Genomic DNA, 26,006 nt, shown 5'->3' on the forward strand with positions numbered 1-26,006 from the left:
TGGACAGAGTTTAAATTACACCCTCGAGATGTGTGTCGGTGGAAGCCATTGAGGATTGTACCGTAAGCGTTGTTTGTATTTTATTTATATTTGGAGATATGTTAGGGGAAACTGAATTGAAGGCTTACAACTTTGAGTCTTTATCCTATTCAACACTTCCAGGGGAGGTTAATTATCACTGTGTGGCTCACAAGGTTGACTTAAAATGCAACCAGCCTTTTTACACAGAAGTTGGTACTATCGAAGACAATATTCATATTCGGGATATTTTTGTTGAGGAGAATCGAAGATTTGAATACCAGATAGTTCAACCCAGAGGGTCCAAAAAATCAGGGAAAGTCGTGTTTCTTTTTCATGGGTTCAATGAAAAGGACTGGGATAAATACTTGCCCTGGGCCAATGCCATTTGTTTGGGTACCGGAAGCAGTGTGATTTTATTCCCTATTGCTTTTCATATGCAACGTGCTCCAAAATATTGGAGTAGTAAGAGAGAAATGTACCTTCTGAGCGAGAGGAGAAAAGAAAGGTACCCAAATATTGTGCATTCAACCTTATCAAATGTTGCGATTAGTATGCGGTTGCATTCTATGCCACAGCGTTTTATTTGGTCGGGATTGCAGACTTATTACGATGTTATTCAGTTGATTGAAGAATGCAGAGATGGAAAGCATCCCTTTATTGCCAGTGATTTCGAGTATGACATATTTGCGTATTCTATTGGTGGCTTTCTGGCTCAAATATTGAAACTCGCCAATTACAAAAATTATTTCTCCAGAACTAAGGTTTGTTTGTTTTGCAGTGGGGCTACTTTTAATCGCTTATCGCCGGTTTCTAAATTTATTCTGGACAGTGAAGCTAATGTTGCTTTGTATTCTTTTTTAATTGAGCATTTTGATAAAGTGCTGCAAAAAGACCCTTTGATTAATCATTATATTCAGGAAGATCATCTTGAGGGAAAAGTATTCCATTCAATGCTGGATTACCAGAAGATGAGAAATTTCAGAGAGGAATTACTGAAAAAGTACGAAAACCAAATTTATGCGGTGACGCTTAAAAAGGATGCTGTTATTCCTACTTATGAGGTTATTAATGCATTAAGGGGGGCCTACAGAGATATAAATATTAGGGTTGAAGAAATTGATTTTGATCGGGATTATACGCATGAAAATCCTTTTCCGGTTAATAATGGTTTAGCAGAAAAGATTCAATGGGATTTGGTTATGGTTTTTGACCGTATATGCCACTTTTACAATGAATAATCTTCAGAGCCAATTTGTAGTAAGTTCTGATTTGATTCGAAGATTGATTAAATAAATAGAGGTCGTTACTTAAAATGATTTTGATGAAAAGAAAGGTGATTAAGCTTTTGTTGGTGATTAATTCTTTGTTGATCTTTTTCTATTTTTTCCCGGTTTCGGTAATTCTGAGCCTTAGTGGATTTGTATCTAATTCATTATTTGGAGAAGCAGATGGCCCAACTGCTCTGTTTTTTCTTTTACTTTTGAATGGTATTTGGTGGTCATGCTTGGTCTTGAAATCTTTTTAATTGCTTACTTGTTTATGAATCGTTTGAGGAAATGATTTGGATGGATGACAAACAAGTGTAGATATTGAAATAAAAAAATGATACGGTCTGTGATATTTGATATGGATGGGGTGCTTATAGATTCTGAGCATCTTTGGAAGAAAGCCGAAATGGAAGTTTTTTCTTCTGTTGGGGTTCGATTATCTGAAGAGTTGTGTCAACAAACTGCTTGCATGACTACAGGTGAGGTAACCCGGTTTTGGTATAAAAAGTATCCCTGGAAGGGTATTACTCTTTAGGAAATTGAGCAAAGGGTAATACATCGGGTGGCACAATTGATCAATGAGTGGGGGACACCTATTGCCGGGGTCGGGGAATTTGTTAGAAACCTTAAGAGTAAAGGGTATCAGTTAGGTTTGGCTACAAATTCTCCATCCATCCTTATTCCTGCTGTTTTGAGCCGGTGTAATATTGAGGGGTGTTTTGATGCTATGGCTTCCGCAGAAAATGAATTGGAAGGAAAGCCCCATCCCGCTGTTTATTTATCTGTCGCTGGGGAGATGAATGTAAATCCTGAACAGTGCTTGGCCATCGAAGATTCTGTTTCAGGTATTATGGCAGCAAGAAAGGCTGGCATGAAAACCATTTTAATGAATGATGATATTGAGGTTTTTGAGGAAGGACTTGTAGATTACAGAATGGGAACATTCAGTGATATTGATAAACTCATGTTTAGTTAGGTGTTTGTAATAGAACGACCGAGTCTGTTAATAGATGGCAGGCTTTCCTTTGGTGATTATTAATGATTTGGAGTATGAAAAACGGAGGCGTTATTTTTGATTTTAACGGAACATTGTTTTGGGATTCGGAGTTTCAGGAGACGGCTTGGGATAAATATCTCCTAAGTCATCAATTGAACTTGACTCTGGCACAAGAGAAAGAATACATTCACGGCAGAAACAATACCTGTGATCGACCACTTTGACGAATTTGACAGGCATTTGCTGTCCGTGGGGATACCTTAATTTGGGGTGCCGTCTAATTTTTTAATACTTGAATGGCTTCAATATGCGCTGACTGTTCTATAAAACTATTCCCCAAAGAATGGGGCAGGGGAGTATTGGGCTTAGTTGAGCTGTAATACAAAATCTATGACCTCACTGTTGTTAATGATATATGGATGTCGTTTGAATTCTAGTAGACTTTTGAATTCCCGGAACTCGGCCAAGGTTAAGCCAAAATAAACACTTTCGGTGCCCAAGTGAAGAATCAATTTGCGATGGTTGAAGCTTTCCTTGTTGTGGTTGACAAAAAATACCTCATCGATGGATTGAATGTACTGGTAGAATCTCTGGAGATCTTCTGTATTCAGCGTTATAAGCAAATTGCCAAACTCTAAGTGAAACAGATTTGCGTATTGGCAATAGGCTATTTGTCCGTTGGCTGTTTTGCTGACAAGTTTCATGTATGGGATTTTGTCGGTGCTATGCAAAGAAAGCTAACTGTTGCAAGTCGTGCAATCACTATTAATAAGGGTTTTGTAAGTTTATGGTGCAGGGTTTCTTTGTTTTTGGCTGTTTGCAGAGATCTTTTTGCTGCTGGCTTAATTTCCCTTTGTTTGTTCCCGTTTGAGGCTATTGGAGTCTTTTGGTGAGGTCGTCTACATAGGCACGTCCTACAGGGAGTGAGATCTCATTGAGCATTATCTGTTGTCTGTTGAATGAGGTAATTCGATTGATGGGCACTATAAAGGATTTGTGAATACGAACGAAATGCTCCAGAGGGAGCATCCTCTCAAGATTTTTGAGCGCCATCAAAGTCATAATTTTTCTTAGAGATGTGTGGATGCGTACATATTTGTCCATGGATTCAATAAATAGTATATCCGCCAACAGTATGCGTATTTTCTGGTATTCGGCGTTTACTATAATAAAGGCATCGCCAGGTCCGTTGGATGCAGATACGTCATGGCGTGCTTCTATTATTTCATTGGCCCGGTATATGGCCTGGTAGAATCGTTCAAAGCCAAAGGGTTTCAGTAAGTAGTCCACAGCATTTAAATTGAAACCTTCTACCGCATATTTACTATAGGCTGTTGTGAAAATAACCAGAGGTGGGCGCCCTGCACTGCGGGCCAATTGTATGCCATTTACCTCAGGCATTTCTATGTCCAGAAAGAGCAGGTCGGGTTTTCGACTTTTTATAAGGGCTGCTGCTTCTATTGGGTCGGTGCATGCAGCTTCTATCTCAAGAAAGGAAATCCGTGCCGCATATTGGCGAAGAATATCGACAGCCCGTGGTTCATCATCTACAATTATGCATCTTATCATTGATCCCATTTTATAGTTAGCAATACCTTAAACCAATTTTCTTGTTTGATTATTTCCAGTTTGTGCTGGTTGGGATAAATGAGCTGTAATCGCCGTCGCACATTTTGAAGGCCGGTGTGGGTCGATTCCAGATGGCTATGGTCAGCCAGAATGCTGTTTTTTACTAAAAAGACAAGGCCCGCTTTGTCTGCCTTTAAAGCGAGATCAATGATTGTCGCGGTGTGTGCCCCAACACCATATTTGAAAGCATTCTCAACAAAGGGCAATAGTAAAAGCGGAGAGATATGCCTGGTAGTCATATCACCTGCTGTGCTAAAAATGACTTGTGTTTTATTCGTTAGTCGTAGTTTTTGTAAGAAGAGGTATTGATTGATAACTTCAATCTCTTTAGCCAGAGGGATTTGATTTTGTTGGGTTTCAGTGAGGACGAACCGCATTAAATTTGCTAGCTTAAGAATGGTTTCTGGTGTCTCTTTGGATTGTTCCAGAGACATGTGGTAGATGTTATTGAGGGTGTTGAATAAAAAATGAGGGTTAATCTGCGATTTAAGTGCGGATAGCTCAGCCTCTGATTTTTCCTGTTCTGCTTTGTTTTTTAAGCGTTCACTTTCTAACCACTGACCAATAATGCGCGTTCCCGAACTAACCATGAACACCAGTAAAAAGGAAAGTACCGTACCCGTCGATAATTTAAACGGGAAAAATTCAGGGTTATGGGGTGGCCTGACCTCCTGTCCGGGCAAGCGTTCAGGTTTAAAAGGGGGAGGCGGAACTCTTCCGGGTAATATTCGTTCAACGCTTGTTTTATCAGGCATGTGCATCCATCCTGAAAGGTCAGATAAGTAGAGGTAAAGCGCGAGAAGCAGTAAGGTTAGTACTATGAATTCAACTACCTTTTTCTGCCCGACCAATCGTGGTACCAAAAATAGGGAATTGAAGTAGTAATAGGCCACCAGAAACAGAAACATCCCAAAAAACAATAGGGGTTTGTGTAGCAACTGGATATCATAAAACGGAATAAACAGTAACAAAAAAACCAAGAAAGCACTCCAAATTAAGGCGTGAACCAATATGTTAACCTTTACGCTACTCATTGTATTTGTTTTGGGGCAAATTTAAATGAATCCATTCAAACACGAGTTACAGTTAACGAATACAAAATGGGCGTTGACACCCAAAATAAGAAATGGGTCTGGCAATGGCTTAAATTTACCGAATATAAGATTTTAATCATTTGTTAACACGCAGGAAAAAATGTTTCATGAATTCATTGTTGATAAAGGTGTTCATCCAAGGGATGAACTTACAAGGTGTGCACCACCTGGGCAGGTGGTGCTGCCGAAGGACGTGTTTAATCAATTTTCAGCCATTAGGCTGGAGGAGATGGCAGCCATTCGACTCATGAACAGGGTGGATAAAAAATATGTTGTGCCGGCTTCCATGCTGCCAGAGATTTTGGGCGCAATGAGTCCGCATTACTTTATGCAACTCATAAAAGGCAAATGGTCCGCTACCTATAGCACCACTTATTATGATACTCCCGCGCAGACGTTTTATCGCCAACATGTGAACGGTCACCTTAATAGGCATAAAGTGCGCATCCGTAATTATCTGGATACCAAAACCAGTTTCCTCGAAATTAAAAGTAAAACCAACAAGGGACGTACCATAAAACATCGAATTCCGGTTATTCCCAATAACTGGTTGGAGCCTATGGATCGCGATTTTATTGGACTTTATATGGATGCTGCCATCGTTCAAAATATCAAACCCTTTTTAGGGAATCGTTTTCAGCGCATTACGTTGGCGTCTAAGCGGATGGATGAAAGGATAACCATCGACACGGGACTCGAATTCTACGACTTTCAAAGTGATGAGGTATTAAGTTACGGCTTACCTGCTATCATAGAGATAAAACAGGATCGAAGCGCTGTTTCTCCCATGACTCTTCACTTACGACATCTGCGGGTCAAATCGTCGGGTCTCAGTAAGTACTGTTTGGGAATGAACTTGCTGAAGACCGATATTAAATACAATAATTATAAAGCGAAACTTCGTCAACTAAAGAAACAATTTTATGACAGCACTATTTTTGGATAAAATTCTGGAACCGGTAAATCTTTGGGATTTTAGTACAGACAGTTTAGTTCTACTTTTGATGCGTTTGTTGGTCAATCTGTTGGTCACTACTGGTATTATTCGTTTTTTTTATTATCCCAGAACCCAAAGACGGGATTACTTCTTTTCTTTTGTTTTGACCAGCAGTACCATTTTCATGCTTTTGTTTTTACTGGACACGGTAAAAATTCAGGTAGGTTTTGCCTTGGGGCTATTTGCCATTTTCGGTATTCTGCGATACCGAACCGATGCTTTGCCCATTCGGGAAATGACCTATCTTTTTATGATCATCGGCGTATCGGTCATTAATGCTTTGGCTAAGCACGTCAGCTATCCGGAATTGTTGGTTATTAATTTGGTCTTTGTAGTTGTTACCTGGGTTATGGAGAGCAACCGGGTGTTGAAACATGTGGCGCAGAAAGAAATTGTCTATGAAAATATTGAGCTGATTAAACCGGAGCGCTATCATGAATTGATGGATGATCTGGTAGAGCGAACGGGTATTCCAATTGAACGTATCGAGATTGGCCGTATTAACTTTTTAAAGGACACCGCAATGCTGCATGTTTTTTACAGTAGCAAGCATCTTAATCCTGTAAATAACTCCTTTAATCTCTCCGATGATGATGTTTAGTATAAACAGGTGGCTGTGTTTGCTTTTCCTTGTTCCAGCTTTTAGTGGTCTTTTGGCACAAAGCAGCAGTCCTGCCTGGTGGGGCTCGGTGGAGCTGGAAAAGGAGTTGGGAGCAAAAATGTCGGTGGAACTTGAGCAGGAATACCGGTACTTTTTGAGAAGTGGGACCACAGACCGGTGGGGGACTTCTCTGCAAAGCGATTATGCTTTTTTTAAGAATTTTAAGGCAGGGGTAGGGTATAGTTGGTTGTATCAATACAAAAGCGATGATGATTGTTTTGCCAGTCGGCATCGTTACTTTATCCATGCCAAATACAGTGTTAAGTTAGCCGGTTTTAAGTTCTCGTTACGTGAGAAATTCCAATCTACCTACCGGGATGCGGATAGGGAAAGTGTTAAATACAGTCCGCGCAATGCGCTGAAGTCTCAATTGAGCATCGCATGCAATGTTAAGTCATTGAGATTGAGGCCTTATACAGAATTCTCATTGCGCCATCCGCTTAATAATCCAGATGGAAACAGCCTTGAGGATTATCGGTGGAGCACTGGCGTAGTTTTTAAACTTACCAAAAAGGCTGGACTTGATGTCTTTTATCTGTTGGACCATGATGATGATGATGATGATAAGGCGGTTCAAGCCCATGTGTTTGGCACAAAATTTAAGTATCAATTCTAAAGTTATTGAACATGAAGTTTAAAATATTTTTTCTGGTACTTTGTCTTTTGGCAATTATTGTGAGTAATTGCAGCAGAGACAACATTCTTGATCAGAATGAAGCGGCAAATACGGAATCAGATGTAGATGCATCCCGTAGCGAAGAGACCACCGACGATGCTCTGGCAGGTAAAAGTGAAGGTCACGAGGCATCTGCTGATTATGTTTATAATGAGGCCGATATTATAGAAATCTTGCTTTTGGGGAATTCTATTGAAAGTATCAGTTCCAAAGTTGAAGTTTCTGGCACTACAGCAACAATAACCAGTGCCGGAACTTATCAATTGAGTGGAAACTTAACGGATGGTCAGATTATTGTTGATGCAGGAAAGAGTCATCTTGTTCAGATTATTTTTAACAATGCGGAGCTGACCAGTAGCAATAGTGCGCCATTGTTTATTAAGAATTGTTTAAAGACGATCCTTTTTGTGACAGACGGCACAAGTAATAAGCTTACTGACGGCTCGTCCTATGTTTTCGACAATGCCGGTGATAATGAGCCCAACGCCACTTTATTCAGTAAAGAAGATGTCACGATCACAGGAGGCGGACTGCTGACTGTAACAGGTAACTACAACGACGCAATTGGTTGTAAAGACGGGTTGGTGATTACCAATGCCAATATCGTTGTTAATGCCGCTGACGATGGTATCAGGGGTAAGGATTATTTGATTGTTCGGCAAAGCAGTATTGTTGTGAATAGTAAGGATGATGGTTTTAAATCAGATAACGATACGGATGAAGGGTGTGGTTATATTTTTATAGAGTCCGGGACTTTTTCCATAACAGCCGGAGGTGATGCCCTACAGGCTGAATCTGATTTGATAATTGCAGGTGGAAGCTTTACTGTGCTTAGCGGTGGTGGCAGCAGCTTCGGTTATAATTCTGGTACCTCCATGAAAGGGCTTAAGGCAGGAGAAGCCATTGTTATTGATGACGGACATTTTGATTTGAATACGGCAGATGATGCTATTCACAGCAATGGGACCATTGCTATCAACAATGGAACTTTTCTTATTGCCTCGGGTGATGACGGGGTGCATGCCGATGCTGCATTGGGAATCAACGGAGGGGAGATCACTATTACAAAATCTTATGAAGGCCTGGAAAGTGCTATTATTACCATTAATGATGGTTTTATTGATTTGGTAGCCAGCGACGACGGCATAAATGTAGCCGGTGGCAACGATGGTTCGGGTATGCAGCGTCCCGGAGGCGGAGGATTTGGTGGTGGCTCAACCAGTAGCAATTGTTATTTGTATATTAATGGTGGAACTATTGCTGTTAATGCCTCAGGTGATGGCTTGGATGCCAATGGTTCCATTGAGATGACAGGCGGTACTGTCATTGTTAATGGCCCCACTTCTAATGGGGACGGGGCACTGGACTATGATCAAAAGTTCACTATTTCCGGGGGATTGCTAATTGCGGCGGGAAGTTCAAACATGGCCCAGGCACCAGGGACTGCCTCTTCACAGCCTGTTATTAGTATCGCCTTTTCTGGAACTGTTTCAGCGGGTACCCTAGTACACTTAGCTACGAAAGAAGGCGCTGGTGTGTTAACTTTTGCACCCCTAAAAAACATGCAACATCTTGTTATTTCCTCTCCGGAACTGGCTGTTGGTGAAAGTTATATGCTCTATAAAGGCGGCAGCTATAGTGGTCGTTATTTTAGGGGATTGTATACGGAAGGGTCTTATACTCAGGGAACGCTTTATAAGGAATGGACCATTAACAGCATGGTCACTAATGTTCGGTAAGAATCCAGATTGTTTCATTGTGATCCTTTTATTCTTAAGAGACTGTCCAATAAGTGGCAGTCTCTTTTCTATTTACCCAGCTTGGAAACGATAGATGTTTGGGTTTCGTTGAAGCGCATTTTAAAAATCCACCCTATTCTTTGATTTGATGATTTAAAGAACTGGTAGAAATAGAGCTGAGGTTGGTTTGTTTATAATGACCAATGTGGTCTTCCTATTTTAACCTTTATGTAAGTATTAACTAAGAAGTAGTCCACATTTCAATCGAAAAGTATACCACTTATTACTAAGAACGTGATTTCCGCGTTCTACAAAACATGATAAGTATGTATACGAAACAAGAAATCATTATCAAGTGTTATCGGCAAGGGAAAAGTCAGCGTCAAATCGCCAAAGAACTCCATGTAAGCCGAGAAACAGTAAAGAAGTACATTGCTGATTATGAGAGGGCTCTGAGTGCCAGTGAAGACAAAGAAACAGCACATGCCGAGTACCTATCCAAGTCACCACAGTATACTTCTGGATTGCGACCCAAAGTCAAGTTGACTTCAGAAGTCCAGGAAGCCATAGATGGCCTTTTAGCCCTGAATAAGCTTAAGCTTCAACAAGGCCTGCGCAAGCAGCTGCTGAAGAAGCGCGACATCTTAGAGGAGCTTCAAAAGCAAGGTTTTGATGTTGGCTACACCAGTGTTTGTAATTACATCCGAAGCCAGGAGCAAAAACCAACACCTAAGGAAGCATTTATCCGCCAAGTCTATGAACCTGGAGCCGTATGTGAATTTGACTGGGGCGAAATAAAGTTAAAGCTATCGGGCAAGTTAACACGCCTTCAGTTGGCGGTTTTTACCAGCGCGTATGGCAATTACCGTTATGCCTACATTTATAGTCGTCAAGACACCCTGTCGTTCATGGAGTCTCATGTTCGGTTCTTTGAACAAATAGGCGGGGTTCACGCAGAGATGGTCTACGATAATATGCGTGTAGCGGTAGCCAAGTTTGTCGGTCCGCATGAAAAAGAGCCCACCCGCGCACTCCTTGAGCTGCGCGGTCATTATCAGTTCCAGCACCGCTTTTGTAACGCCTACCGCGGCAACGAAAAAGGTCATGTAGAACGAAGTGTAGACCACGTTCGCCGCAAAGCCTTTGCATTACGGGATGACTTTACAGACATAAAAGATGCTCAGGCTCACTTATGTGCAACGCTCAATAAACTCAACAATCAAAAGCAAACCGGTAGCGGAAAAACAGCCAATGAGATGCTCTTAATTGAAAAGGCGCATTTGTTGAGTCTGCCCTCAGCCCCACTTATTTGCAGCGAACAAGAACAGTTGCGGGCAGACAAATATGCAACCGTATCTTTTGGCACCAACCGGTACTCAGTTCCAGATCATCTAGTAGGGCACTTTGTTGATGTGAAGATCCAGAGCAATCAGTTGGATATTTATCATCAAAACAAGCTCGTTGCTACACATAAAAGGAGCTGCCTGAAGCATGAGTTTGTCATAGAGATAGAGCATTATCTGGCCACCTTTAAAAAGAAACCAGGCGCCTTACCAGGGAGCCAGGCCCTGGCCAGCAACATGTATCTAAAAGCCCTTTACATGGACCATTTTAGCGGGGAACCACGTGCGTTTATCGATCTTCTTTTTTACTGCCGTGAGCAAAAGGTCAGTGAAGAAAAGCTCGATGAATGCATGCGCCGCCTGCTCGATGTTCAATATGGATACCTTAGCGTTGAAAAGCTGCGCGCCCTGTTGGGGAATCAAGCAGAACTCCGCCCCATAAACAGCGATGACAACATTAGCCAAAAGGCAAAGCAGCAACTATTGGACATTACTAAATTAATGAATTAAACAGGTCAAAATGGAAACCATCAACCAAGATATAGTCAAATACAGCAAAGAGCTCAGACTGCCCGTTTTTAGGCGTGATTTTAAAGAACTTGCACGAGAATCTGCGGTGCAAAAGCTGGATTATGAAGAGTTTTTACTCAAACTAATGGAGCGCGAATATGACCACCGACTTGAAAATCGCAAAAAAGCCCAAATCAGAAATGCCCGGTTCCCTGCAAGGATGTACCTAACAAGCCTTGATCGAGCAGAATTGCCAGCCGGAGGCCAAGAGAAACTTCCTGTTCTTGAGTGATTGGAGTTTATTAAGTCCGGTCAGAACGTGGTGCTGGCCGGCAATCCGGGTACAGGAAAAACACATTTGGCCATAGGCTTAGGCATCAAGGCCTGCCTGCAGGGTTATAAAGTGTTGTTTACAAGCGTCCACGGCCTGTTGACCCAACTTCGAGAATCCCACTCAAACCACACATTGCAGAGGCTGGAAGCTAAGTTCGAGAAGTACGATCTGGTAATATGTGATGAGTTTGGATATGTCTCATTTGATAAAAATGGGGCCGAGTTGTTATTTAACCATCTCTCGCTCAGAGCCGGGAGGAAATCAACCATCATTACCACCAATTTAGGTTTTGACCGTTGGCAGGAGATTTTCGGAGATCCCGTATTAACAGCCGCCTTAGTAGACAGAATAACCCATCGGGCCTACTTAGTGAATATGGAGGGAGACTCCTACCGTTTGAAAGAAACCAAAAAGATGATGAGCGAAAAATGAAGAGAATCGCGAAAATCGACGCCTCAACAGTACCCTGTTCCAGGGGTACCCCTGGAACAGGGTACTGTTGACCTTTTTAATTAAGTTAGAATGGTATACTTTTGGAATGAAATACTGGTACCCTTTTGGGTTGAAATAAACAGCGAGTTTGAACGCAATGACATGGTCGAATACTTCGGAGAACGCTTAAAGGGCTTTGCTTTTACTCAATATGGCTGGGTGCAAAGTTATGGCTCGCGTTGTGTGAAATAACATCATAATCCTGACTAAAAAGGTTATTTATTTCCAACGAAAATTTCATCAGTGCACTTTTTGTCTTTGTTGCCTTAGCCAACGTCATATCGCTTGTGTACCATGGCTGAGTGTGGTTGTAGCGTATGTTTTCCTGTTGATTGTAACGTTCCCCCACGTATATATAGCTATAGTTGGCCGACCACGACTTCCAGGTCAGCACGTTGGTGTACGAACCGCTGTGCCATGGAATGTAAGGGATTTGATGACGGTAGTAGGTGTCAGCAGGATTGGTAATATCAATGGCTTCCTGATAGGTGTACTGGAGCTTTGTTGTTAATCCCAATCCAGCGGGTAAATCAAAAGTTCCCATTACTGATGCATCCAAGCCACGGATGTCCACCTCTCCCAGATTCAGCATTGTCCATCTGAATTGTTGACCTTTGGGATAGGCAATTATTTTGTCTTTCACATAGTTGTAGTAGCCATCTATGCTAAAGTTGAAGTTTTTTAAGCGCTGCTCCTGATTCGCATACTCGTACACAAAGCCCAAATTGTATTGGTTGGCGTACTCGGGGCGCAGATAAGCATTACCCATATCGGTATAATACAGGTCGTTGAAGGTGGGCATGCGAAAGGACTTTTTGCAGAATGCACGCATCACCAATCCCTGATTGCTAAACGGTTGCCAGGAGAGAAAAAGTGCTGGCGTGCCCACTTGCTTTGTGGGTGCAGAATCGCGCTCACGCGCTTCTTCGTACACGTAGGTTCCCAAATAACTTGCCTGTAGTTTCAATCGGTCAGCAATGGTAACGGCGGTGGCTGCTGACAACCAGTGCGTGGTACGCGTTACGGATGCAAACTCCGACAAGTTATTCCATTGCAGGTCGTAGGCCATTGATACATCCCACGTGCGGAGAATGGCATATTTATTGACCCACGACAGGTAAAGTTCTTTTTGTTTGTAGATGTTATCTACATTTATAAGTTTATCGTCGTTGTTGATGTAGTGGGTGAAATCGGCCGCATACTTCATGTTTACCCGTGAACTGAGTTTCGGGGTCAGGTCTTTTTGAAAAGCAGTTTGTATAAAGGAATTCCTGTCCCATAAACGCTCTCCGCGTCGCCATACGTTGTTGACAATGGCTCCGGGCACGCCGCGTTCCGAAACGTAGTGATATACATGCACGGTCCATTTTCCTGAAGGCAAGTATCCGTTCAGACTCCCTTCCACCCGCACGGCGTCTATGTCGCCATTCTGACGCACGGCTGTGGTGTCATAGGCCAAATCACCCGAAGGCGTTACCCGCCGGTAACGGAATTTGTATTTGCCACTGGCATTTATCCATTCGGCATTGAAAGATGTATTGAGGTTGTTACTGATTTTGTTCTCATACAGAATGGAAGGATTGAGCAAGTCGAAGGAGCCGGCCCTTATACCGGCTTTGAAATTGGTGTCTTTCCCTTCTTCAAATCTGGGTTTACGGGTAGTCAGGTAGATACTCCTAGCTGAACCAAATTCTTTGGCTGACTGAAATATTTCACTCTTTTGACCGTTGTAAAGTGATATCTCTTCAATATTGTCCAGGGAGAATCTCCCCAAATCTACCTGCCCGTTCTGAGCATTACCCAGTTGTATACCGTTGTAAAATACGCCCATGTGATTGGTTCCCATGCTACGTATATTAACGGTTTTGATGCCGCCAACGCCACCGCAGTCTTTGATTTGCACACCAGAAAAATAGCGAATGGCGTCTGCTACTGAAAAACTGTTGAGTTGCTCCAATTCAGCACCTTCCAGTTTTTGGGCAGCTATGATTTCTTTGTATAAACGGGCGCTGATTACCACTTCTTTAATATACTGCATGCTGTCCAGCTGGCTTTGCGCGTTAAGCGATTTCGAACACAGGGACAGGAAGGCTGCTGTTGAAATATATAGGATGGATAAAATTTTGCTTGTTTTCATACACAAATAATTGACCTTTGGGTGGTCGTATGGCCTGTCCCGTTTTAGCGGGAGAACCCGCTGTTCGTTTCAAAAAAAACAATGGAAAGATTTTAACAGCCGGCTTAAACCATCCTGTTTGTAAGAGAATGGTTGTAACCGTTAGGATACTTCTGTTGATGTAAGTAAATTTGTGTCATAATGCAATTGTTAATTCGGTTAATAGTTGTGTTATTTCAGTGGCGGAGCGGCAGGGAGTTTTGGCGAACACTGCCGTTCCGTTTTTATTTGTGTTAAACATACCGGGCATAAACAATCGTCGAAATGCTTGCTTATATATCTGTAATCATCCGCGGATAATATGACATGCATGCATCCGCATTCAAATAGGTTGTCGCTTCTGCAATTAAATGTTTTCGAGCATCTTGGACACTTTTTTTTCATCCTACATCCGGTTTATCTGCAATACCGGAAATTTGTGGCGGGCCAGTTCAAATGAACCAAACAGTACACCACTATAGACCAGATCTCCGGTCAATGTATTCTGAAAAAACGGAAGTGCTGCTGTATAGCAGGCAAGCAGACCATTCCATGTGAGCGGGTACATAAACCCGGAAGCCCAAACACCGAAGTTTGAAACCAGGAAAAAAAGGATGGAGGCGGAGATGCTTGCCAGAATGAGTCGAAATGCGCTTACTTTTTTTAGTAGGAAGAACCCCAGCATCCCTATAATTATAAATGCTGAGTAAGTCCAGTAAAAGCCCTGGTAGAAGAAGGTGAATCCATTAAAATACCGAGCATAAACCACATTGTTGAGAACCAGATCGCTGAGCCACATCGCAACTATTGGCAATAGGAGTGCCAGATGTTTCTTCGAAAAGTAAGCTGCTCCAAATAAAGCCATAGCACTTACAGGAGTAAAGTTCGGCGGATGTGGTATAAGCCTGCTGAAAGCTGCCAGTAAAATAATAAGCGATAAAACGCCAAAATGAAGATTGATTTTCGATTTTTCCATCGTTGCTGCTTTTAAGTTAAATCAATTGATGATTTTGCAGCTAACGATGGTATAAATGAAAGTGCCTGATACGCATCATTTGACCAGCTAACCCGTTCACCGCAGGCTGCAAAATCGATGTATCAAAGGCAGGTCTTCTGACTTATCCCGGCTTCTGAATCCTTCCCATCCGCATGAGGGCGGACAGTGGTTTTATTTCAGAAGCCACATGGTTGCTCAGGCAACCAGAGACTCACAGCAGCGGGAACTGTTGCCGGTTTTCACGGCATTCCCTTTTAATTTCTATTCGGCAATGTGCCGAAATTGAAAACCAATGACTAAGCAAAGATAGTTCTATTTAAGTTTTAAATCGGCTTTTTATGTGAATTTTAAGGTCCTCTGTTAATTGTTTTTGGTTAAACTCTGTGGCCTTTATTCGTGGGCATGTGAAGAATGTATCGTAATTAAATCGGTTTTATTATGGTCAGTCAATTACTCCGGCACATAAATGATTTCACCGCCTTCCAGCTCATAAGCTACGCCCACACGCTTGCCACGGGTGCCGGTAGTGTTTGGGTCTTCACTTGGGGTATAGCGGTTGATGGTGGTGCCTTCCCGTGTGATGATTTCCATGTTTTCCTTCCCCGGGTTTTTAACCATGGTAAAGTCGTCGGTCGTGAATATTTCGGTCATTTGATAACGGGCTACCAAGGCTACCATTAGGGCTACCGCAAAGACCATTGCCACGTCAAACAGGTTAGCCACTACACTTATGGGGTCGTTGTCGTCACTTTGTTTAAGCAGGTGTTTTCTCATGATTTCAAGGACGCTTTATTTTCTTCATTAATTGCCTGAGTCATTAATTGAACCAGATACTCCAGATTGGTAAAATCCTGGAGATACCAACGTTGCTTTACCTGCAGAGTTATGAAACCAATGGCTCCGGTAAGCAATCCTATAACCGTGGTGGCAAAAGCCACCTGCATATTATTGGCCATTGAAGCAATATCCCCTGTGGCCAGTCCTACCAAGGCAGGCCCCATTGGTATAAGCGTTCCCATGAGGCCAAGAATGGGCCCCAGTTTAGTCAGGGTTTTGGAAGTAGCCAAATCCTTATCTGCATCTATTTCAAAACGGGCCAACAGGCGTTGCAATTGGTGTTGGTTGCTTTTGTTTTCTGTTATTTTACGGATGTAGGCAACCAACAATGATTTGTCCTTTTCGGGCAGATTGCCGGTAATTAAAGACAGGTTGTGGATATTGACCAGTTTGATGCTTTTATCAACGACAGCATCGGTCTTTACTTTTTGGGTGTAATGACCGAAAAAACTCCCACTTAAAATCAAGGCGCGGGCAAAGAGTAGTAAAAGGCTTATAACAACAGGCACAAGCAGACCTGTTGAAATCCAGTATAGCGTATTGGTTATTGTTTCCATTTTATGTTGCGTTTTTTAAGTAAAAATCCGATGCTTCCCAGCACTAGGGCCATGATCAAAAAGGCTAGCAAACTATGCCAATCTGTGGTTTGAGGATGGCGAAATAAGGGCGAGTCCTGTGCAGGAGCAATGGCTGCCAGGAAAAGCGTCAGCAATGCGGTGATGAAGATCAATTCTCTTCGCAGTTCATGCTCAGGGATCATCCATTTGACCATTCGCGGAGCCAAAGCCATAACAACGAAAGCCATGAGGGCCATACCGTAGGTGAGCAGCTCAAATTTGACTCCTGCAAAATAATAGAAGGATTGCGCCTGCAAATACCACATTACCGGAAAGATCATAAAGCCTGGAAATGTTTTCAGAAATTTGGCATATCTGATTTTTTTAAATGCTGAAAAGCACCAGGCCATAAAAAGGATGAGCTCAACACTAACCAACAAGGCCATGTTGGTCATGGCTTCATAGCCTTGCAGCAGGGCGTTCACTTGGCTCTTGGGAAGGTTGAGCAAAACCGGCTGCATCGCTATCAGCGAGAGTGCCGATAGCGTTGCGATGACCAGGTTGGTAACAAAATGACTGAAACTGTGGCGGAGAACAGACAGCAGTAGCAGCAATCCCATTACCAAATGGATAAGATGTTCCATTGTTAACTATTTTCTGCGTTTACGAAGCCAAAGTGCCAGTCCCAGTAACAGTATAATGGCCATTGCCATGACAGCCAATCCACTAAGCGGGGATTTTTCGGTATCGGCCGACTGGGACACTTGTTCGCGACTCATCACTGTTCCGTCAGTCTGTGCGTTTTCATCCCGTACCTTGCTCATTTTCTGATTGTAGGCCGGGGCTTTGGCTGCATCCAGGTTCCCGGCGATAAACTGTCGCAGTTTGGCATTGTCGCACACGAAACCGCTACAGGCAGGGTTGTATTTTTTGATTAGTTCTGAATGCAATTCGGCCAGTGATGATAGTTGTTGTTCGGTGGCCTCCCAATAACCTTTGCGGGCTGTTTCCATCATTATGGCAGTAATTTCCTGCAAAGCAGCCGGACTGGTAGTTTCAAAAAAGGCATGTAGGTTGAGTTGGTATGCATCATTAACATATACCGAGTGAATTTTGTCCCACGTTTCGTTGTCAATGGCCTGGGGCTTCATCACATTCCATCCGTAAATGTTGTTGATAATTTGAGCAAAATTCCCTGCCGATGAGGCACCGCCTTTCATCTGTTCACTGATGTAGGCCGGATTAAAAATAGAAGTACGTGACTCAACTCCAATGGCTTCTTTTACCTCCTGCATACGCGGGTTGTGCCTGTTGCGGTAATCGCTGAAATAAGCATCCGGGTCTTTACCGGTAACGTGACGAATGGCCAGATTTAATCCGCCCATGAATTCATAAACATGGTCCAGACTGATTGGGCCCCATGTGTTATTCTGACGTGGTTGCACTACCAGGTCGGCGTTGTGGAGAACGGCTTCGAGCAGTCCTTCACGAAATTCGCCCCATTCATGGTCGTTGCCGTAGATGGCGCTCATGTTGTGCAGGTATGTTTCTGCAACCTGCGCTTCATCCTCCCAGCGGTCGCCGCTCTCCACCAGCCCCATAATGCCGGTGCCATAGCTGCCATTCACACCACCAAACACGCGGTAGAGCGACATCTCCCTGGCAGCACGTGGTGTAGCACCTTTTTCCACCAATAATCTTTCCGTTTCCACCGTTCCATCAGCCACGTTGTTATGGAATTCATCCTCTGATGCATTGGCGGCCATTTCAACGGCGCGGTTCAGCAGTGTTAAGCGCGAGGCAGCCAAATCGCGGAACTGACCTGAAGTCTGCACGACCACATCGATTCTGGGACGACCAAGTTCGACGGATGGTATTAAGCGCAAATCACCTACTCGTCCAAAGGCATCCCACACCGGAGCAACCCCCAGCATATACAACGCCTGCGCAATGGTGGCACCTTCGGTTTCTATAAATTCGCTGCTCCAGAAAGTATAGCTAACCTTGCGTGGCAATGCCCCGTTGCGCTCCATGTAAGTCTCCAGTGTGTTTTGCGCCAGAAATACCCCTTTATCCCAAGCGCTTTCGGATGGCGTTGCTTCTGCGTTTATGCTGAACAGGTTACGACCTGTGGGGAGGGTGTTGGGATTGGCAACGGCATCACCACCGGGTGAAGGCGCCACATAACCTCCGTTTAACGCGTTAAGCAATGCATCTAGTTCACCGGACGGTGATGTGAGCAGGAAGGTCCTGTATTTTTTTATGTTTTCTACTGTATGGATGATTGTCTCCACGGCCTGCAGAAGGTTTTTCTCATCTGGGTCAGGAGTATGTGCTTCTTCTCCGCTTTCGGCAGCAGCCCGTCCCGGATTTCCTCCGCGTCTGGCTGGCGCTGGCTTAGTTTTTTCCCGTACTGCATCCAGATCATCTTTGCCCAGTCCCGATAGCGCTGCAATGGACAGGTCGTTGGGCCTTATTTTGCCATCTAACACCTGTTCGACAAACATATTAGCAGGTTCAAGATAGGTGCGCGAGAAGAAATTACGGTTTTGCAGTTGCTCGGCAGTCACCTTATTGCGCAAACGGTCAAGCGTTGCAAGGCTGTAGGCCAGGGGGTCGGTACTCATGGCCAGAACCGATGAGCGGATGCGCTCCGGGTTGTAGGCTTCGCCCAAAGTATAAAACTGTCCGATGACTTTTTCGTTGGCAAGCTCATCCGCAAAGTTTTCTATGCGTTCAATATCCCTTAAGGTATATGGGACAGATAAAACACTGTCGAGCCCCAAATCCCGGTGAATGCCCAGGCTGACGGACAGCTTTTTAACATCCAGAGAAGCCTGGGTCTGCGCTCCTCCTTCGCGGTTGTAGAAGATTTTGATTTGCTCGTTAAGCGTGCGGAACTGTTCGCGCAAATTGCTTTCCATAAACGGCGGGGTAATGTGGGAAACCAGGGTGGCATAACTCCTTCGTTTGGCAATAATGGCCTCGCCCACATTGGAAATGGTATAGAGATAGAAGTGGGGCAGACTGCCGACAAGTCTGTCGGGCCAGTCGTACGACGAAAGGCAGACCTGTTTTTTTGGTGTAAATTCAAGACTTCCGTGAGTTCCGAAGTGCATCAGCGCATCGGCTTTAAATCCATGCTGCGCCCACAAATAGGCAGTCACATAGGGATAGGGAGGGGGATTATCGCTACCATGCACCATTTTAAAATGGTCATCGTAGCCATCTCCGCCACCGCCCGCTGCTGCAGGTTGGGGCATGAGTACCACATTGCCAAATTGCAAACGGGCTACCGCGATGTGGGCTTCCTCATTTTGTTCGGTGGTCATTTTTTTGCCGGGCACAGCGCCGTAGCTGTCTTCGAGCTGAGCTATCAATTCCGGGGGAAGTGATTGCCCCATCCAGGAGCGTAGTTGGTCGGCGGAGACCAGTTCAGGTTGGCCGTTTTCAAAGAAGTCATGGATGGCACCCCGGGCATAGTCCCCAAAGGTAGCGCCTTGCTGCATTACCATCTTTTCGAAAGTGTTAAGGTCACTAGGCAGCCCGTCCAGCTTATACCCTTCACTTTTTAGCTTTTTCAGAAAATTGAATAAGGATGGAACGACCTCCATGCCCGAAGCCACCAGCGATGACTGTCCAGCTCCTTTAAAATATACGATGGCCAGTTTTTTGTCTCTGTTCTCTATCTTCTTCAACTCCAGGAAGTTATTCACAATACTTACAAAAGTGTACAGTCTGTCAGGTATTGTTTTAAACAGGTGAAAGCCTTCGTCGTCAATGTATTGGGCAATGAGCGTATAGGGGTATATGGCGCCATCGAGTTCGGGCATTACCACACTTTGCGACAAAAAGCCGCCCATCATTCCCATGGGATTGTTGAGCCACTCTTCCTCCGTTGTTAGTATGGTGGTGGGCGTAAACAGAGGGATGTTGCGTGCCTTGAGCCATTCAACGGCTGCATCGGCCCCGCCCATGGCCAATCGTCCGTGTGGCATGTAAATGACTGCATCGGGGTTAATCTCCTTAATCATTTCGAGCCGTTTGGTGTGGGCCAGAATGGGATAGACATTCAATCCCGAATTTTCGAGGGCCGTAATAAGACTGTCGATGTGTTGGCGATTTCCGGCATAGGGGTCGCCGATGCTTCCCAATACGGCTATTTTGGGCGCGTCTGGTTTATGGCTATTGATGCTTTGCAGGTAAGATTCATAGGCTTCCAGCGTTTCAAAATGGCGGTTCTCATCCAGATGATAATACACATCGTTCGGGATCAGCAGAAATTCGCCGGCAGGAGGGGCGAAAAAGCGTTTGTGGTCTATTTCGCTGCGAATGTACCGCAGCATATTTTTAAAATTGGATTTATTTCTGTTTCCGAGATATTGGCTCAGCGCCTTAATGTGCACACTGTCGATATTGGTGATGTTATTGGCCGGATTGGTTACCGAAACACTGTAAAAAGGAATGCCTCTATCGGCCAGTTTTTGAAGCTGTTCATGTTCTTCGGCAGTGATTTTAAGTCCCATGGCAAAAACCAGCACAAAGTCGGATGTCTTAAGCTGGCTGATTTCCTCTTCGCTATAGTTTTTTACAGATAGAAATTTGTCGTCACTTGATTTGGCAATGCTGGTAGCCTGAAAGTTGGGGAAGTTTAACAAGGCCACCCTGGTTGGCGCAGCGGTTTTTTGGTAAAACAGTAGCAGGGCGATCATTAGAATAATTATCCCCCCTGTCAAGGCTATTGTTTTTTTATTTATTTGCATTGTAACTTTAGTGTTTTTGTTTATTGTATCATCAGTGCCTATACTACGAAAGTCTGACCACAAGTTTATTGTGGCCAGACAACGCAGGAAAGGGAAAGAAAGGGAAGGGTTGGGTCAAGAGAAGTCTCGCTCCTATTCAATCAAAACATACTTGATTTGCGGATAACCGCGTGGTTCGTTAATGCTCAGAAATTGAAGCTTGTAATAGTTCCCGGCAGGATCCTTAACCACATAGAATCGGTCGTTTTTGACAGACGGGTCTGTATTTGGACCTCCACCGTTACGCCAATTACTGCCAATCACATCTATCTGACTGCTGTACGTCAGGCTTTGGGCATTGGCAAGCGTTAAACTCTCAAACAGGGTTTTGCTTATCTCACTGTCATCAGAAATAACCTCTGTTACCTCAACGCCATCGCGTATGTTGATAAATACCAGATCAGAGAATATATATGGAAGGGTTGCGCCAACTGCCCCGGTTTGGTATAAAGTTCTAGACCACATAATATCCCATTTGGCTTTTTGTGGCGCAACAGTCACCGTTTTTCCTTCGGTAAAGGAGAAGTAAATAAAGTGGTGGTCTGTCTCTTTACCAAGATCTACACTGGTAACAGCACTTTCGGTTATTTTTGCATACTGCAATGTGTAAGTGTTGTTATCCTTTTGGCTAACTTTTACTTTATAAAGGGGCGTTTGGGCATCACCCAGGTTAACCACATATACTTTACCTTCTTTAACGATGGTTTTACTTAAATCACCCGACCAGTCATCCACGATGTTATAATCGGCTGCGCTACGGGTAAGTGCCAGAGCGGTGGCGTAAGATTCGGCATCGGCATTACTTACTTCCTTGTCAACAGCAAAATCCACTTCCAAAGCAGTACTGCCGGTTGTGTTGTTTAATATAACCGCAAACTCATCTCCGCAGTAAAAACCCAGGTTCCAGGACTGGCGCATTACTGAGGTTTGTTGGTTATTGCTGAAATCAACAAAAACACTGTTGGCAGCTGCCGAACCTCCTTCGCCGCCCTGCAGGGTCATTGTTGCACCTGCCGACACTATTGACGAAAACTGAAGCTTTAATTCTTGGTGGTCTCCAATGACCAAAGCAGTCGGGGTGGTTTCAATGGTGAAGGTCATCCACTCGTCACCCGAAAGAAAAACACCGTCCATCTTTGTAACAGTAATTTCTGCGGATGTTTGCCCAACGGTGACATCAACAGTAATCTTACCGTTTTGCACAGCAGGCGTACAGTTAACAGCCTCCTCGTCAATTCCCTCAGAAGCAACATTTATTATGATTTCTCCTGAAGCTTCGGCTGCACGAGAAAACTGAATAACCAAGGTTTTAGCGTTTTCATCACTATCAAATCCCATTTCGGCAGCCTCAAAGGCTATGGTATTGTCTGGCAGTGCCGGGGTGTCTTTTTCACAAGCCAGTAATGAAATGGCCATTACGATTAAAGCAAAGTTAAGATTTCTGAATTGCATATTTCTAAGTTTAAATTGTTTATATGTAAATGATTGGGAGTTTTATTCCCTTTAAATAAGCACATAGTTAAAAGTTGAAGTAGAGTCCGGTAAACCAGGACCGGCCAAAGCCCAAGGGCATTGGACCTGAAGAGCTGTGACCACCGCTCAGCATGGATGTGTTGCGAATTGAGGTAACATCAAATAAATTCTTAACGCCAAACTGCCAATTCAGAAAGCTGGTCAGTACTTTGGTGGCAGTTATATCGGCATGGTGAAACTCATCTATGTAGGCCTTGTTGATAACTGTTTGCCCCTCGATGGTTGTCAGCTCATGAAATGGTCTGCGGCCGGTGTATTTATATACCATCCCCAGAGTGGCTTTAACAGCTTCCATACGAAAGGTCAGGTTAGCATTAAGCTCTGGCGACCAATCGAAATCCGGGGTGTCACTTTCGTCGGTATATCTGTTGTAACGGCCGACTTGCGAATAGCCGACACCTATATTTAGGCTAGTCAGGGCAAGGGTGGCCTCTAATGATCCTCCCGTGGTTTTGTGAGCGTCAATATTAACATAGGTGTACACATCCGGCTCGTTGACATCAACGGCTGTTGTAATCAGATCTTTAAAGTGGTTGTAAAATCCTGATAAGGTAATGTTCAGCCTCGTGTTTTGCGCGTGAACGGGTCTGAAGGTAAGCGATCCGGAATAGCTGTTGGAATGCTCTGCCTTTAAGTCTGTATTTCCTTTAATGGCATGGTTGGCATTAAAAAACCAGAAGTACAATTCTCGTAATGCAGGTGCACGAAAGCCTTTCGCATAGCTTAAGCGTAAATCGCTGCGTTGGCCTAAGACTATTTTTGTGTTAAGAGAAGGAATAACAGGAGGGGCATCATATACCGAGTTCTTGCTGAAGCGCAAGCCGGGGCGTATCTGTAGCTGTTTCACCGGCGTCCATTCGGCAGCGACAAATAAAGAATAATCAGAAATGGAAGGATTGCCCTGAATCCTGTCTCCCGAACCCTTATCTGTCCGGGCTTCCACTCCTAGCTGATTGCTGATTTTGTCAGAGAAACGATTGGTAGCAGTGATACGCCCAAACAGATTGTCGAAGGTGGAAACATCCTGATCGCTTTGTGCCAGTGAAAGCCGGCGATCGCCGGTGAGGGTGTTGTAATTAGTGGTTTGCGTTTTCCGCTCATAATCCTGAAGGGAACCCATGGCGCTTAACCATATGTTATTATTGAGGTTCCATCGCCCTTGCAATTGATGCGTCATACGAACCGTTAAGAAATCCTTGTCGGTCGCTATGCCTGTCAACTCGTTGACATTTCCCGGACCATATATCGTTTCATCCAAAATACTAAGCCGGTACCAAACCTCCCCTTTGTCGGTTCGATAGCCTGTGCCAACCTGACCCATTAACTGGTCACGGGCTTTCCATTCTTTGGCTCTACCGGTGTTTTCGCCTGCCCATCCGCCAAAATTGTTGCGAGTGGCGTTGGTTTCGGCAAACCACCCCGACTGGTGCCTGTAAGTTAATCCCAGATGTTGATTATGAGTCCCTTCTCCATCGCCAAATCGGTATTCGTTGCCAACGCTTTCCTCCACAATTCGGGCACTGACCGTCAGTGGGTTTCCTGAAAGGTTGCCCTTTTTGCTTATAAGATTGATGACGCCGGCTAAAGCATCGGTTCCGTATTGAACGGACATAGGGCCCTCCACAATCTCAACACGTTCAATGGTATTCAGGTCAATCTGACTCAGACTCTGGCGATTGCTGCCCCGGTCAATTATTGGAATTCCGTTCAGCAATACCTTCACGTTTTGACCCGACATGCCCATGAGCTGTATGTCCGATTCTCCCGTTGCCAGGTCATTACTAAAGCGAATACCAAGTTCTGTTTCCAGCAAACCTTTTAATTGTGTGGCGCCAGATTGGCTAATTCGTTCCCTGTTAATGGTCCGCACCCTGTAAACGGAGTTTTGCAACGACTGGGGCGTAAACTGACCCGTAACAACCACCTCGCCCAATTGGCGGGCATTTTCGATTACAGACAGATCCTCTAATTCGAAGCTGTTTAAATCAGGGATTTCAATATCTTTTTCTATGCGGTGGCTAACGATGGATTGAACAACAAGTTTGTAAGTTCCCGGAGGCGCATTGAACTGATATTCTCCTGCGGTGTTGGTTTGGCTGCCAAAACGCGTATCCTGAAGAAAAACTTGAATGTATTCAGCTGGTTGTCCGTCAGCTGTTAATATTCTGCCTTTTACCGTGGTTTCTTTAGGAGGGGCCGGGTGGCTGGCTGCAAAAGCTTGTAAGGCGGTAACAAAAAGCAAAACGAGGAATGTGGAAGTAGGTTTCATGCTTATTTAGAATTATTCTAAAGCAAAGTAAGGGCCTATCCCGTTTGCCTACAATCCCTCAAAGTTTGCATTTTCTCATCTGCACTTTTTGGGCATCCCTAAAAATGGTTTTGGTTAAAATGGTTTGTAATGAGTGTTATATGGTATTGTCGGTAGTTGTAATCCCTATATGTAGTGGTACAAAGATTAGGGATTCCCTATATACTGGCGCTTGTTATACAACTCTTTCCAAAGCTAGAAAATGAGTTGCGCTTTTCCCAAATAAGGGGAAAATGTTCAACTCGCAATGGTAGGTAGTTCCATCCATTCTGTAATTGATGAGTACTTCTTTAACAGGTTTTCTGCTTTTTATATGTGCTCTTATTCGCTCTTTTTTGGTGTTGGAAGTCTTTTTGCCTTGCAAAAAGACGGGTGTTTTACCGATAGCTTCTGCTTTGGAATAACCCGTCATCTCAAAGAAGCCGTTATTAACCCATAGGATTTTGCCGCTGTCGTCTGTCAAAACCAAGGCCTCCCAAGGGTTCTCCTTTAGTGTTCCTGCTAAATTAATTGGCCAGTTGTATTTTGCGGTCCATGTTTCTAAGGTCATAATATCTGAATTTATTGTGGCTTTTCTTAAGCGCATTTGATACGACGGATAAAAAAAATCCCAGCTCAACAAGGGCGGATTTACGCTTGGTGGTACTATTTGGTCTTTTATCTTTTGATATTCATTACTGCTAAGTCCTAAAAGATAAATATCCAGACACATCATGTTAAAAAGGTTTTTGCTCATAAAAAACAGCTTCAATTGAAAGATATTAAGAACAGGGCAGGGTGTAAAACAGCAATGAGACACTTGGGACTAAGCCTCGCAACTGCTGCAATTCACTACATTGGTAATAAACTCTTTGGAAACGCTCTGGCTGCGCTGGTAATAAAGGGTTTTAATGCCCAATTTCCATGCTTCAATCATTAGTTTATTCACTTCTTTTACAGGAAAACCTGATGGAATATTCAAATTCAGACTTTGCGATTGGTCAATGTACTTTTGTCGGATGGAGGCCTGTTGAATGATTTCCAGCTGACTGGAGGGTGTAATTTAAACTCTGTCCA

The 26,006-nt window shown here is 43.9% G+C and carries 21 protein-coding genes, 2 pseudogenes and 1 riboswitch; of the genes and pseudogenes, 9 read left to right on the forward strand and 14 right to left on the reverse strand.

Annotated features, from left to right (window positions below):
• Positions 1 to 38: 38 nt before the first annotated feature.
• Together B4W65_RS15805 and hxpB are read left to right on the forward strand one after the other, a co-directional pair.
• Positions 39 to 1,259, forward strand: a complete 1,221-nt coding sequence (locus B4W65_RS15805; protein ID WP_088656144.1) for a DUF6051 family protein — start codon at positions 39 to 41, stop codon at positions 1,257 to 1,259.
• A gap of 388 nt (positions 1,260 to 1,647) precedes the next feature.
• Positions 1,648 to 2,265 (forward strand): annotated as a pseudogene (gene hxpB / locus B4W65_RS15820) (hexitol phosphatase HxpB).
• Between the two features lie 386 nt (positions 2,266 to 2,651).
• Here hxpB and B4W65_RS17740 read toward each other — a convergent pair.
• The 3 genes from B4W65_RS17740 to B4W65_RS15835 all read right to left on the reverse strand — a co-directional run bounded on the left by B4W65_RS17740 (position 2,652) and on the right by B4W65_RS15835 (position 4,949).
• Positions 2,652 to 2,990 carry a DUF6686 family protein gene (locus B4W65_RS17740; protein ID WP_088656148.1) on the reverse strand — a complete coding sequence of 113 codons (339 nt, stop codon included), beginning with the start codon at positions 2,988 to 2,990 and terminating at the stop codon, positions 2,652 to 2,654.
• Between the two features lie 169 nt (positions 2,991 to 3,159).
• On the reverse strand, positions 3,160 to 3,855 hold the full coding sequence (locus B4W65_RS15830; RefSeq protein ID WP_158522874.1) for a LytR/AlgR family response regulator transcription factor: 696 nt from the start codon (positions 3,853 to 3,855) through the stop codon (positions 3,160 to 3,162).
• The gene (locus B4W65_RS15835) at positions 3,852 to 4,949 is read right to left on the reverse strand and encodes a sensor histidine kinase (protein WP_088656150.1); all 1,098 of its coding nucleotides are present in this window, start codon (positions 4,947 to 4,949) and stop codon (positions 3,852 to 3,854) included. The genes B4W65_RS15830 and B4W65_RS15835 overlap by 4 nt, the downstream gene beginning before the upstream one ends.
• Before the next feature lie 160 nt (positions 4,950 to 5,109).
• On the opposite strand from B4W65_RS15835, the gene B4W65_RS15840 reads away from it, so the two are divergent.
• From B4W65_RS15840 to B4W65_RS17745, 7 genes and pseudogenes are all read left to right on the forward strand, one after another.
• A complete protein-coding gene (locus tag B4W65_RS15840) occupies positions 5,110 to 5,955 on the forward strand; it encodes a polyphosphate polymerase domain-containing protein (RefSeq protein ID WP_088656151.1) in 846 nt (281 codons plus the stop codon).
• Positions 5,933 to 6,607: a DUF4956 domain-containing protein gene (locus B4W65_RS15845; RefSeq protein WP_088656152.1), complete on the forward strand. Its 675-nt coding sequence runs from the start codon at positions 5,933 to 5,935 to the stop codon at positions 6,605 to 6,607. The genes B4W65_RS15840 and B4W65_RS15845 overlap by 23 nt, the downstream gene beginning before the upstream one ends.
• On the forward strand, positions 6,594 to 7,283 hold the full coding sequence (locus B4W65_RS15850) for a DUF2490 domain-containing protein (protein ID WP_088656153.1): 690 nt from the start codon (positions 6,594 to 6,596) through the stop codon (positions 7,281 to 7,283). Before B4W65_RS15845 ends, B4W65_RS15850 begins: the two co-directional genes overlap by 14 nt.
• Positions 7,284 to 7,294: 11 nt before the next feature.
• On the forward strand, positions 7,295 to 9,082 hold the full coding sequence (locus B4W65_RS15855) for a carbohydrate-binding domain-containing protein (protein WP_088656154.1): 1,788 nt from the start codon (positions 7,295 to 7,297) through the stop codon (positions 9,080 to 9,082).
• 326 nt (positions 9,083 to 9,408) lie between these two features.
• Positions 9,409 to 10,935 (forward strand): IS21 family transposase, encoded by a 1,527-nt coding sequence (gene istA / locus B4W65_RS15860; RefSeq protein WP_158522875.1) that lies wholly within the window; start codon positions 9,409 to 9,411, stop codon positions 10,933 to 10,935.
• A 10-nt stretch (positions 10,936 to 10,945) separates the two neighbouring features.
• Positions 10,946 to 11,701: pseudogene (gene istB / locus B4W65_RS15865) on the forward strand (IS21-like element helper ATPase IstB).
• Positions 11,702 to 11,791: 90 nt separating this feature from the next.
• Positions 11,792 to 11,953, forward strand: a complete 162-nt coding sequence (locus B4W65_RS17745; RefSeq protein ID WP_205741306.1) for a hypothetical protein — start codon at positions 11,792 to 11,794, stop codon at positions 11,951 to 11,953.
• On the opposite strand, the gene B4W65_RS15875 is transcribed toward B4W65_RS17745, so the two are convergent.
• The 11 genes from B4W65_RS15875 to B4W65_RS17755 all read right to left on the reverse strand — a co-directional run bounded on the left by B4W65_RS15875 (position 11,904) and on the right by B4W65_RS17755 (position 25,992).
• Positions 11,904 to 13,898 (reverse strand): TonB-dependent receptor, encoded by a 1,995-nt coding sequence (locus tag B4W65_RS15875; RefSeq protein WP_088656156.1) that lies wholly within the window; start codon positions 13,896 to 13,898, stop codon positions 11,904 to 11,906. The two genes, B4W65_RS17745 and B4W65_RS15875, sit on opposite strands and share 50 nt — an antisense overlap.
• A gap of 210 nt (positions 13,899 to 14,108) precedes the next feature.
• Positions 14,109 to 14,321 (reverse strand): cysteine-rich CWC family protein, encoded by a 213-nt coding sequence (locus B4W65_RS17750; protein WP_088656157.1) that lies wholly within the window; start codon positions 14,319 to 14,321, stop codon positions 14,109 to 14,111.
• A gap of 1 nt (position 14,322) precedes the next feature.
• Positions 14,323 to 14,892 (reverse strand): DUF6580 family putative transport protein, encoded by a 570-nt coding sequence (locus B4W65_RS15885; protein ID WP_088656158.1) that lies wholly within the window; start codon positions 14,890 to 14,892, stop codon positions 14,323 to 14,325.
• A gap of 110 nt (positions 14,893 to 15,002) precedes the next feature.
• Positions 15,003 to 15,222: riboswitch (cobalamin riboswitch) on the reverse strand.
• 141 nt (positions 15,223 to 15,363) lie between these two features.
• Positions 15,364 to 15,687: a DUF2149 domain-containing protein gene (locus tag B4W65_RS15890; RefSeq protein ID WP_088656159.1), complete on the reverse strand. Its 324-nt coding sequence runs from the start codon at positions 15,685 to 15,687 to the stop codon at positions 15,364 to 15,366.
• Positions 15,684 to 16,307: a MotA/TolQ/ExbB proton channel family protein gene (locus tag B4W65_RS15895; protein WP_088656160.1), complete on the reverse strand. Its 624-nt coding sequence runs from the start codon at positions 16,305 to 16,307 to the stop codon at positions 15,684 to 15,686. The genes B4W65_RS15890 and B4W65_RS15895 overlap by 4 nt, the downstream gene beginning before the upstream one ends.
• Positions 16,295 to 16,951, reverse strand: coding sequence for a hypothetical protein (locus tag B4W65_RS15900; protein WP_088656161.1), 657 nt, complete (start codon positions 16,949 to 16,951; stop codon positions 16,295 to 16,297). The genes B4W65_RS15895 and B4W65_RS15900 overlap by 13 nt, the downstream gene beginning before the upstream one ends.
• 6 nt (positions 16,952 to 16,957) lie before the next feature.
• Positions 16,958 to 21,019, reverse strand: a complete 4,062-nt coding sequence (locus tag B4W65_RS15905; protein WP_205741307.1) for a cobaltochelatase subunit CobN — start codon at positions 21,017 to 21,019, stop codon at positions 16,958 to 16,960.
• 183 nt (positions 21,020 to 21,202) lie between these two features.
• A complete protein-coding gene (locus B4W65_RS15910; protein ID WP_088656163.1) occupies positions 21,203 to 22,561 on the reverse strand; it encodes an HmuY family protein in 1,359 nt (452 codons plus the stop codon).
• A gap of 67 nt (positions 22,562 to 22,628) precedes the next feature.
• Entirely contained in the window at positions 22,629 to 24,911 is a 2,283-nt protein-coding gene (locus tag B4W65_RS15915) for a TonB-dependent receptor (RefSeq protein ID WP_088656164.1), read from the reverse strand.
• Between the two features lie 214 nt (positions 24,912 to 25,125).
• Positions 25,126 to 25,686: a PAS domain-containing protein gene (locus B4W65_RS15920; protein ID WP_088656165.1), complete on the reverse strand. Its 561-nt coding sequence runs from the start codon at positions 25,684 to 25,686 to the stop codon at positions 25,126 to 25,128.
• Between the two features lie 69 nt (positions 25,687 to 25,755).
• On the reverse strand, positions 25,756 to 25,992 hold the full coding sequence (locus B4W65_RS17755) for a hypothetical protein (protein ID WP_205741308.1): 237 nt from the start codon (positions 25,990 to 25,992) through the stop codon (positions 25,756 to 25,758).
• Between the last annotated feature and the right edge of the window lie 14 nt (positions 25,993 to 26,006).

The sequence above is a fragment of the Geofilum rhodophaeum genome (genome assembly GCF_002210225.1).
In the GTDB taxonomy this organism is placed as follows: Bacteria; Bacteroidota; Bacteroidia; order Bacteroidales; family Marinilabiliaceae; genus Geofilum; species Geofilum rhodophaeum.